This is a genomic window from Mycobacteriales bacterium (assembly GCA_036497565.1).
Lineage (GTDB): Bacteria > Actinomycetota > Actinomycetes > Mycobacteriales > QHCD01 > DASXJE01.
This window is the reverse complement of the sequence record DASXJE010000122.1, coordinates 1-9433: the sequence shown is the minus strand read 5'-3', so window position 1 is coordinate 9433 and position 9433 is coordinate 1. Positions and strand designations below refer to the sequence as shown.

14 protein-coding genes are annotated in these 9433 nt (G+C 70.3%); 4 read left to right on the top strand and 10 right to left on the bottom strand.

Features of this window, described 5'->3' with window-relative positions:
- The coding region (locus VGH85_10920; protein HEY2174311.1) for a histidine kinase dimerization/phosphoacceptor domain -containing protein at positions 1 to 958 on the top strand (958 nt) is incomplete at its 5' end.
- Between the two features lie 125 nt (positions 959 to 1083).
- On the opposite strand, the gene VGH85_10915 is transcribed toward VGH85_10920, so the two are convergent.
- Complete coding sequence (locus tag VGH85_10915; GenBank protein ID HEY2174310.1) at positions 1084 to 1335, bottom strand: WhiB family transcriptional regulator; 252 nt, start codon at positions 1333 to 1335, stop codon at positions 1084 to 1086.
- Positions 1336 to 1577: 242 nt separating this feature from the next.
- Positions 1578 to 2501: a diacylglycerol kinase family protein gene (locus VGH85_10910; protein ID HEY2174309.1), complete on the bottom strand. Its 924-nt coding sequence runs from the start codon at positions 2499 to 2501 to the stop codon at positions 1578 to 1580.
- Between the two features lie 34 nt (positions 2502 to 2535).
- Between VGH85_10910 and VGH85_10905 the strand changes: the two genes are divergently transcribed.
- Complete coding sequence (locus VGH85_10905) at positions 2536 to 2940, top strand: hypothetical protein (protein ID HEY2174308.1); 405 nt, start codon at positions 2536 to 2538, stop codon at positions 2938 to 2940.
- Positions 2941 to 2952: 12 nt separating this feature from the next.
- Here VGH85_10905 and VGH85_10900 read toward each other — a convergent pair whose 3' ends face one another.
- The 5 genes from VGH85_10900 to sodN are packed head-to-tail and all read right to left on the bottom strand — an operon-like array spanning position 2953 to position 5777.
- A complete protein-coding gene (locus VGH85_10900; GenBank protein HEY2174307.1) occupies positions 2953 to 3744 on the bottom strand; it encodes an RNA polymerase sigma factor SigF in 792 nt (263 codons plus the stop codon).
- Positions 3741 to 4175, bottom strand: a complete 435-nt coding sequence (locus VGH85_10895; GenBank protein ID HEY2174306.1) for an anti-sigma regulatory factor — start codon at positions 4173 to 4175, stop codon at positions 3741 to 3743. The genes VGH85_10900 and VGH85_10895 overlap by 4 nt, the downstream gene beginning before the upstream one ends.
- A 47-nt stretch (positions 4176 to 4222) precedes the next feature.
- Positions 4223 to 4702, bottom strand: a complete 480-nt coding sequence (locus VGH85_10890) for a GNAT family N-acetyltransferase (protein ID HEY2174305.1) — start codon at positions 4700 to 4702, stop codon at positions 4223 to 4225.
- Positions 4699 to 5373, bottom strand: coding sequence for a histidine phosphatase family protein (locus tag VGH85_10885; protein HEY2174304.1), 675 nt, complete (start codon positions 5371 to 5373; stop codon positions 4699 to 4701). The genes VGH85_10890 and VGH85_10885 overlap by 4 nt, the downstream gene beginning before the upstream one ends.
- Positions 5370 to 5777 (bottom strand): superoxide dismutase, Ni, encoded by a 408-nt coding sequence (sodN, locus tag VGH85_10880; protein HEY2174303.1) that lies wholly within the window; start codon positions 5775 to 5777, stop codon positions 5370 to 5372. Before sodN ends, VGH85_10885 begins: the two co-directional genes overlap by 4 nt.
- An 84-nt stretch (positions 5778 to 5861) precedes the next feature.
- Here sodN and VGH85_10875 point away from each other — a divergent pair, with 84 nt between their 5' ends.
- Positions 5862 to 6191, top strand: coding sequence for a S26 family signal peptidase (locus VGH85_10875; GenBank protein ID HEY2174302.1), 330 nt, complete (start codon positions 5862 to 5864; stop codon positions 6189 to 6191).
- Here the strand turns inward: VGH85_10875 and rfbC are convergent.
- Positions 6134 to 6769, bottom strand: a complete 636-nt coding sequence (gene rfbC / locus VGH85_10870) for a dTDP-4-dehydrorhamnose 3,5-epimerase (GenBank protein ID HEY2174301.1) — start codon at positions 6767 to 6769, stop codon at positions 6134 to 6136. The genes VGH85_10875 and rfbC overlap by 58 nt on opposite strands.
- Before the next feature lie 91 nt (positions 6770 to 6860).
- On the opposite strand from rfbC, the gene VGH85_10865 reads away from it, so the two are divergent.
- The gene (locus tag VGH85_10865; protein HEY2174300.1) at positions 6861 to 7640 is read left to right on the top strand and encodes a rhomboid family intramembrane serine protease; all 780 of its coding nucleotides are present in this window, start codon (positions 6861 to 6863) and stop codon (positions 7638 to 7640) included.
- A 27-nt stretch (positions 7641 to 7667) separates the two neighbouring features.
- Here VGH85_10865 and VGH85_10860 read toward each other — a convergent pair whose 3' ends face one another.
- Complete coding sequence (locus VGH85_10860) at positions 7668 to 7841, bottom strand: DUF6104 family protein (protein ID HEY2174299.1); 174 nt, start codon at positions 7839 to 7841, stop codon at positions 7668 to 7670.
- A 9-nt stretch (positions 7842 to 7850) separates the two neighbouring features.
- Positions 7851 to 9433: thiamine pyrophosphate-dependent enzyme (locus tag VGH85_10855; protein ID HEY2174298.1), on the bottom strand; the 1583-nt coding region annotated here is incomplete at its 5' end.

Genomic DNA, 9433 nt, shown 5'->3' with positions numbered 1-9433 from the left:
GCCACGGGTCGGCGACGGTTTCGTGCGGCTGGATGCTGAGGGTGTCGTCGACTACGCCAGCCCCAACGCGGTCTCTGCCGTGCACCGGATCGGCCACCCCGGCGAGGTGGTCGGAGCGTCCCTGGCCGAGGTCGTCACGCCGCTCATCCAGCACGGCGACGGCGTCGACGAGAGCCTGGCCCTCGTCGTCCGGGGCCGCGCTCCGTGGCGGGCCGAGCTGGAGGCCAACGGCACCAGCCTGTCGCTGCGCGCCATCCCGATCGTTCATGACGGAGTGCGCACCGCAGCCCTGGTCCTGCTGCGCGATGTCAGTGAGCTGCGCCGGCGCGAGCGCGAGCTGATGACGAAGGACGCGACGATCCGGGAGATCCACCACCGGGTCAAGAACAACCTGCAGACCGTCGCCGCCCTGCTGCGCCTGCAGGCGCGACGGGTCGACCTCCCGCAGGCCCGGCAGGCGCTGCAGGAATCGGTACGCCGGGTGAGCTCGATCGCCCTGGTCCACGAGACGCTCGCACTCTCTCTCGACGAGCGGGTCGACTTCGACGAGGTGGTCGACCGGCTGCTGGGAATGGTGGCCGAGGTGGCCGCGCCCGAGTCGCGGGTCCGACTCCGCCGGGAGGGCGACTTCGGCGAACTGCTCGCGGAGGTTGCCACCCCGTTGGTGATGGTGCTCACAGAACTCATGCAGAACGCGGTCGAACACGCTTTCGTCGACGTGCCCCAGGGTGACGTCGTGGTGGTCGCGGAGCGGTCCGCCCGGGCGCTCACGGTCTGCGTCTGGGACGACGGCGCCGGGCTGCCGCCCGGCTTCCGCTTGGCGGACAGCGACCGGCTGGGCCTGCGGATCGCCCGGACGCTGGTGGACTCTGAACTGCGCGGGACCATCGAGGTCGGGCCGCGCCTGCCGCACGGCACGCAGGCGCGGCTGCAGGTGCCCCTGGCCCCGCGGGCATGAGCCCACCCCGGACACAGCGATGGCCCGGCACCTCGAGGTGTCGGGCCACCGTGACGACGGCATAGCCGATCGCATGGTCGTACAGAGGCACGGTCGCGAGCTACGCGGCGTGCCGTTTGGGCAGGTCAGGCCATGCGGGCACGGGCGCGGGCCCGCCTCCGCTTGAGGGCGCGACGCTCGTCTTCGCTCATTGCGCCCCAGACGCCGGCGTCCTGGCCGCTCTCCAACGCCCACGACAAGCACTCGTCGGTGACGGGGCAGCGACGGCAGACCGCCTTGGCCTCTTCTACCTGCAGCAATGCTGGACCGGTGTTGCCGATCGGGAAGAACAGCTCAGGGTCTTCGTCACGACACAGCGCGCGATGGCGCCAATCCATGCTTGCCTCCTCATCAGGTCTCTTACGTGTCAGTGGGGGATATCGTTCGGTGGTCTGGTGGTTCCGGGTTTCGTGTTCCGGGAGGCGTGGTGCGGCCCCCCGCTTGTGAATACTTTCACGAGCAGCGCCGGTGTCAAGTGCTGAACCAGCTCAATCTGAATCGTGTAAGCCGGGTCACTCTCGCCGTGCGGCGCTCTGGCCCACCCTGGCAGCAGTTTGTGCAGCCCGCAACCGATGCCGGCTCAGGCGACCACGCGCAGGGCATCGGGGACGGCGGTGAAGCGCACCGAGCGCCGCTGGCCGACGTAGTCGCCGTCCACCTGGAGCCCGACCGGCTCGCCGGCGGTGAGTGTCAGGTCGACCGCGTCGTGCAGCCGCAGTTGATACCGACCCCGGGGGCGGGGTCGACGGCGGAGGGCCTGGTAGGCGACCCGCAGGACCCGCACCGTGTGCATCGAGCGCATCGCGAACAGGTCGAGTCCACCGTCGAAGGACGCTCCGGGCGTCGGGTTGACCGGGCGATTGCCCAGATATGTCCACGGTGAGGTGTTCGACACGATGGCGAAGTACAGCGCGTCGATCGGGTCGTCCCCGGGCCGGTGCAGGGTCAGCCGTGGATGGCGCCGGTCCGCGCCGAGGAAGAACTCGCCGACGGCGGACCGGACGTAGAGACCCGGGGAGGCGCCGCGGCCGGCCCGCCGGTGCCGCTCCACCCGGGCGATCACCTCGGCATCGAAGCCGAACCCGGCGTTGAAGGTGAACCACCGGTCGTCGGCCCGCCCGAGCCCGACGCGGCGCGATCGGCCGGCGCGTAGGGCGTCGAGGATCGCGCTGGTCGCCTCGATCGGGTCGTGAGGCGCGCCGAGGGCGCGGGAGAAGACGTTGGCCGACCCGCCGGGCACCACGGCGAGCGCCGGCACCTGCGGACAGACGCCGTTCGCCAGCAGCCCGTTGACCACCTCGTTGACGGTGCCGTCACCGCCGAGGGCCACGACCAGATCCACCTTGTCCGACGTCGCCTGGCGGGCCAGCGCGATCGCGTGGCCCCGGCCGAGGGTCTGCGCGACATCGACCCTGACTTCGGACCCGAGGGCCCGGGCCAGGATGTCGCGTCCGCGCCGCGTCGTCGCTGTGGCCTGCGGGTTCACGACGAGCAGCGCGCGCATGAATCGGAGCGTACCGGCCGGTAGCATCGCGGCCGTGCCAGAGCCCGATGCCCGTGGGGGCCCGCCGGTGCCGCGTGTCGTGACCGCGGCGGCCGTGCTCGCCGGCGTCCAGGGGCTCGCGCTGGTGGCGATTGCGGTCCTGCTGATCGTCGACACGATCGTGGGGAGCCCGCACAGCCTCTTCGGCGGGTTGGGGGGAGCGGCGCTCGCCCTGATCGCCGCCGCCGTTCTCCTCGTACTCGGCCGCTATCTGGGCGCGGTGCGCCGATGGGCGCGATCGCCGATCGTGGTGCTGCAGGTGCTGTGGCTCCCGGTCAGCTTCAGCCTGGCGTTCCAGGCCGGCCGGCCGGCGTACGGCGGCCCCATCCTCGTCTCGGCGATCGCGATCCTGCTGCTGCTCGCCACCCCGGAGGCGCGGGCGGCGTTCGACCCGCAGTGAGGAGGGCGGCCGCTAGTCCTCGCGCAGCAGCGATTCGCGCAGCGTCGCCAAGGTGCGGGAGAGCAGCCGCGAGACGTGCATCTGGGAGATGCCGAGTTCGGCCGCGATCTGGGACTGCGTCATGTTCTGGAAGAAGCGCAGGGCGAGCAGCCGCTTCTCCCGGTCCGGCAGCGTGTCGAGCAGCGGCTTGAGCGACTCCCGGTTCTCCACCCCGGTGAGCGCCTCATCCTCGACGCCGAGGGTGTCGGCGACGCTCGGGACGTCCTCGCTGGACGAGGTGTCCAGCGACATGGCGGCGTAGGCGTTGGCCGACTCGAGCCCGTCGAGGACCTCCTCCTCGTCGACCTTGAGCTTGGCCGCCAGCTCCCGGACGGTCGGTGACCGGCCCAGATCCTGGGTCAGGTCGGCGGTCGCGGCGGAGATCGCGGCGCGGAGCTCCTGGAGTCGGCGGGGTACCCGGATCGTCCAGCCCTTGTCGCGGAAGTGTCGCTTGATCTCGCCGACCACGGTCGGGGTGGCATAGGTGGAGAACTCCACCTCGCGGTCCAGGTCGAACCGGTCGACGGCCTTGATCAACCCGAGAGTCCCGACCTGCACGAGGTCGTCGAGCGGTTCGCCGCGGCCGGCGAACCGGCGGGCCAGGTATTCGACCAGGGGCAGGTGCATCTCGACCAGCTCGTCGCGGAAAACGCGATGCTCCGCCGAGTCGTCCGGACTCGACGCCAGCCGGGCGAACAGGTCGCGGGCGTGATCTCGGTCGTAGTTCGATCCGGGCTCGGTTGCTCCGTTGGAGGAGGCGGTCACGGTCTCGCGCTGCGATGCTTGCGGAGAGCGATGGTGACCCGGTCGTCTTGGTCGGTGTTGACCTCGACGTCGCCGCCGAGCGCGGAGAGCACGGTCCAGGCGAACGACGACCGGCCGGGCGTCTGCCCGGAACGCGTCTTGGCGCTCACGGCGACGTGCAGGGTGGCGCCGTTCAGGGTGTAGCGGCAGGCCAGCTCGCTGCCCGGCACGGTGTCGGGCAGGATCAGCGCGCACGCCTCGTCGACGGCGATGCGCAGGTCGTCGATCTCGTCGAGGGTGAAGTCGAGTCGGGCGGCGAGGCCCGCCGTCGCCGTACGGAGCACCGACAGGTAGGCGGAGTTGGCCGGGAGCCGGATCTCGACGACGTCCCCGGTACCCGCCTCGGTGGTCTCGGGCTCTTCGCTCACTGGCTGGTCCTCCCGAATCGGCATGCCGTCATCCTCCATTGTCTACCGGACCTGCGGGTCACCGAGGCAGATCATTGCTCGGCGAGCTCGGCCAGTCGATCTCCGCTGAGTCGCCAGCCGGTCCAGTCGTCCATCGGTTCGGCCGACAGCGACCGGTAGAAGCGGTGCGCGTCGACGTTCCAATTCAGCACGCCCCACTCCAGCCGGGTGTAGCCGGCGGACCGGCAGATCCGGGCGAGCTCGGTGAGCAGGGCACGGCCCAGGCCGCTGCGCCGGTGCTCGGGGCGGACGAACAGATCCTCCAGGTGAATGCCGTGCTCACCCGTCCAGGTCGAGTAGTTGAGGAACCACAAGGCGAACCCGACCACCTCGCCGTCGACCTCGCCGACATGACCGAACAGCGCCGGCCGGTCACTGAAGAGCGACCTGCTCAGCTGGTCGTCGGTGAGCTTGCACTGCTCAGCGGCGCGTTCGTAGCGGGCGAGGTCGTGCACCAGCGCCACCACGGCCGGGATGTCGGCGGGCCCGACCCGCCGTACCGTCACGCTCACGGTGCTTCCTCGGTGAGCGGCGGGAGGTTCCAGGTGTCGATCGTGGGTGCGTCGTGTTCGGTGCCGAGTGTGCAGAGGGTGGCGGGTCCGAGCAGGAAGTGGGCACCGGCCGGCACCGGAAAACCGAGATAGCGGGCGGTGAGCACCCGGCCGAAGTGGCCGTGTCCGACGATCGCGACGTCGCCGTCGGCCAGGAATGGGCGGATCGACGTGAGCAGCCGGTCGGCGCGCGTTCTCACCTCGGCGGCGGTCTCCCCGCCAGGCGGATCTCCCGTCCAGATCGTCCAGCCGGGCCGGTCGCGGCGGATCTCCTCGGTGGTCCGGCCTTCGTAAGCGCCGTAGAACCACTCGGCCGCGTCCGGGTCGACGACCGGGTCAAGTAGGCCGGCCAACTCTGCCGTGTCGCGCGCCCGTCGACGGGGACTGACGACGACCCGGACGATGCGCCGCGACGCCAGTCGACCGGCGAGTCCACGTGCCTGCTCGATCCCGCGGGCGGTCAGCGGGACGTCGGTGACGCTGGTGTGGCGACCCGACGCGCTCCATTCGGTCTCGCCGTGCCGGATGACGAGAACTTTGCCGACCGGAAACTCGCCGACAGACGACCCGGCCGGCACCGGGTGTTGCGCGGTGCCGGCCGGGGTCTGCTGCGGATCGAGCGGGTGGGTCACGCCGCCTTCTTCGTCTCCCAGAAGATCTCGGCGATCTTGTCGATCTGGTCGAGCAGCTTCTGGCCGTCCTTCGGGTCGACCGAGCCCTTGCCGCCGGACGCGCCGGCCTGCTTGGTCGCATCGTTGAACAGCTGGTGCAGCTCGGGGTGGGCCTTGAAGTGAGCCGGCTTGAAGTAGTCGGTCCACAGCACCCACAGGTGGTGCTTGACGAGCTCGGCCCGCTGTTCCTTGATGATCAGCGCACGGGTACGGAACGCCGGGTCGTCGTTGCCCTGGTACTTCTCCTGGATCGCCTTGACCGATTCGGCCTCGATCCGGGCCTGCGCCGGGTCGTATACCCCGCACGGCAGATCGCAGTGCGCATAGGCGACGGTCGTCGGGGTGAGCAGGTGGAACAACCGCATGGATGACCTCCTGGTGGCTTGCGATGATCTCTCTCAACGGACCCTACCCTCGGTCCGAACAGGTATTCAGGCGGGAGGACACGGGTGCGCTGGCCCCTGATGACGGTGCTCGTGGCGGGTCCGTCGATGGTCCCCACCCTGCGGCACGGTGACGCGGTGCTGGTACGGCGTGGTGACGGCGTACGGCCGGGTGATGTCGTCCTGGCGCGCTTCACGCAACGCCCGGACCGGTTGGTCGTCAAGCGCGCGGTCCGCCGGTTCCAGGACGGCTGGTGGCTGGAAGGGGACAACGCCTGGGGGAGCGACGACAGCCGGTCGCTGGGCACCGGCGACGTGCTCGGCCGGGTGGTGCTGCGCTACGGGCCGCTCCGGCGGGGGGCCTCGCGGGCCGGGCTGCGCCGCAGCGTCTCGTAGAACGCCAGGCAGTCGTCGTAGCGCGGCAGCACCCCCGCGGTCTGCGCCTCGGCCAGCGTGGGCGCGGCGCGGTCACGGTCGGAGAGCACCAGATCCAGGTCCGGGGGGATCCGCAGGCCGAGCGCCGGATCGAGCGCGCTGACTCCCCGCTCCCGGCCCGGCTCGTATCCCGTCGAGCACAGGTAGCTGATCACCGTGTCGTCCTCGAGGGCGACGACGACGTGGCCGAGCCCTTCGCCGACGTAGACCGCCGCGAGGTCGACGGTGTCCAGGCGCACCGTGTCGTGCCGGCCGAACGTCGGTGAACCGACCCGGATGTCGACCACGATGTCGAGTGCGGCGCCCCGCGGACAGTGGACGTACTTCGCCTGCCCGGGCGGCACCATCGCGTAGTGCACCCCGCGCAGGGTGCCCCGGCGGGAGACGCTGTGGTTCGTCTGGGCCAGGGCCATCGGATGGCCGACCGCCCGGGCCACCTCGTCGGCGAGGTAGGGGTTCGCGAAGACCCCGCGGTCGTCCGGATGCTGGTCCGGGACGAACTCCCAGGCACCGTCGATCGCCAGCTGTCGGGTCTGCACAGCGGGCACGCTACCGTGGCGGTCCCGACAATTCGGCGCGGCATTGGACAAGATGCGTGCGAAGCCGCCCGGACTTCGGCACTCTGGTCGCGTGGTGATTCCGAGCTACGACCGGAACCCGGCCCGCCGGGTCCCGATCGTCACGTGGGCGTTGATCGTGGCGAACATCGTCGTGTTCGTGCTGTCGCCCCTCGCCCGGGCCCCGTTCACCAGCGAATCCACCGCGCAGTTGTGTGGGCAACAGGCGTTCGTCTACCACTGGGGCGCCGTGCCGTGGGAGCTGACACGCAACCAGGCGCTGCCCTTCACGGTCGGCCCGCCGGCCGGTCGCAACGCCTGCCTGACCGTCAAGCCGACGTATCACAAGTACCCGGCGCTGTCCTCGCTGACCAGCCTGTTCCTGCACGCCGGTTGGCTGAACCTGCTCGGCAACATGGTCTTCCTGTTCCTCTTCGGCGGCACGGTGGAGGACCGCGTGGGGCGGGTGCGCTATCTGCTCTTGTACCTGCTGGCCGGGGTCGTCTCGACCTACATCTTCGCCTTCACCCTGGGCGGCTCAACGCTGCCGTTGGTAGGCGCCTCGGGTGCCATCGCCGGCCTGCTGGGGGCCTACCTCGTGAAGTTCCCGCGGGCGAAGGCCGCCGGGTTGATGGGGTTCCTCTACTTCCTCCCGGGGTGGCTCCCGGCGTGGACCCTGCTCGCTCTCTGGTTCGGGTTGCAGGCCGTCTATGCGCGGGGCTGGGGGATGACCGGCGGCGGCGGGACCGCGATCCTCGTGCCGGTCGTCGGATTCGTGTTCGGCATGATCGCCGCGGCCGTGTTCGTGCCCCGGAGACAGTACGGCGGATACCGGCAGCGCCGGGCCTACTGATCACGGCAGATTGATGAGGGCGGACGCTCAGTCGTCCTCGTCGTCGCGGGCGAGGAAGGTCGCCAGCCGGTCGACCGGGATCTCGAAGTCGGGGTTGAGGTCGACGAAGGCGCGCAACTGCTCGGCGAGCCACTCCAGGCTCACGGTCTCGGCGCCGCGTCGACTGCTGAGTTCCTCGATCCCGCGGTCGGTGAAGTACATCGCCGCCCGCTAACCGGCGAAGGCCTGCGTGACCAGCGCCTTCTGCTCCTGCTCCGCGACCTTGCTGGATCCGGCCGCCGGGCTGGCCGAGGCCCGGCGTGAGACCAGCCGCAGCGGCAGGTCGCCGGGAAGCCGGGCCGGGAGGTTGAGCGCCATGAACGGCCACGCTCCCTGGTTCGCCGGCTCCTCCTGCACCCAGGTGTAGCTGCGCACGTTGGGGTAGGCGGCCAGGGCGGCGCGCAGGGAATCGGCGGGCAGCGGGTAGAGCTGCTCGAGCCGGACGATGGCGGCGTCGCTCACGCCGTTTTCCTCGCGGTGGGCGGCCAGGTCGTAGTAGACCTTGCCGGAGCAGAGCACCACCTTGGTGACCTTGTCAGGGTCGGGCGGCTGGTCGCCGACGCCCGGGTCGCTCAGCACCGGGGAGAAGGCACCGGAGGTGAAGTCGTCGATGTCGGAGGTGGCCGCCTTGCGGCGCAGCAGGGACTTCGGCGTGAAGGCGATCAACGGCCGGTAGTTGTAGCGCAGTGCCTGCCGCCGCAACAGGTGGAAGTAGTTGGCCGGCGTGGTGCAGTTGGCCACGGTCATGTTGTCCTCGGCGCACAGGGTCAGGAACCGCTCGATGCGCGCACTGGAGTGGTCCGGGCCCTGGCCTTCGTAGCCGTGCGGCAGCAGGAGCACGACACCGGACTGCTGCCCCCACTTCGCCTCGCCGGCCGAGACGAACTCGTCGACGATCGACTGGGCGCCGCCGGCGAAGTCGCCGAACTGTGCCTCCCAGCAGACCAGCGCCCGGCGGTTGGCCACCGAGTAGCCGTACTCGAAGCCCATCGCCGCGAACTCGCTCAGGAGCGAGTCGTAGATCCAGAACCGGGACTGCTCGGGGTCGAGGTTTTTCAGCGGCGTGTATTCCGCGCCGGTCTTGCGGTCGACCAGGACGGCATGCCGCTGGACGAACGTGCCGCGCCGGCTGTCCTGGCCGGCCAGCCGCACCGGGACGCCCTGCAGGAGCAGTGAGCCGAACGCGAGCAACTCGCCCATGGCCCAGTCGATCCCGCCCTCGCTGGTCATCGCGGCACGCCGGTCGAGCAGCCGCTTCAGCCGGGGATGGACGGTGAAGGTCTCCGGCAGGCTGACGAACGAGTCACCGATCCGCTTGATGACCTCGTGTGTCACTCCGGTGGGCACCCCCTCGAACGGGGTGCCGGCCATTACCGGCTCGGGAGTGGACTGGCCGGACGCGTCGCGCGTCTCGACGAATACCTTCTCCAGTTGGTCGTGGTAGTCCTTGAGGGCCTCCTCGGCCTCGGCGATCGTGATGTCGCCGCGCCCGATCAGCGCCTCGGTGTAGAGCTTCCGGACCGACCGCTTGGCGTCGATGATGTCGTACATCAGCGGCTGGGTCATCGACGGGTCGTCGCCCTCGTTGTGCCCGCGGCGTCGGTAGCAGACCAGGTCGATGACGACGTCCTTCTTGAACGCCTGCCGGTACTCCACGGCCAGCCGGGCCACCCGCACGCACGCCTCGGGGTCGTCGCCGTTCTCGTGGAAGACCGGCGCGCCGATCATCCGCGCGACGTCGGTCGAGTACAGGC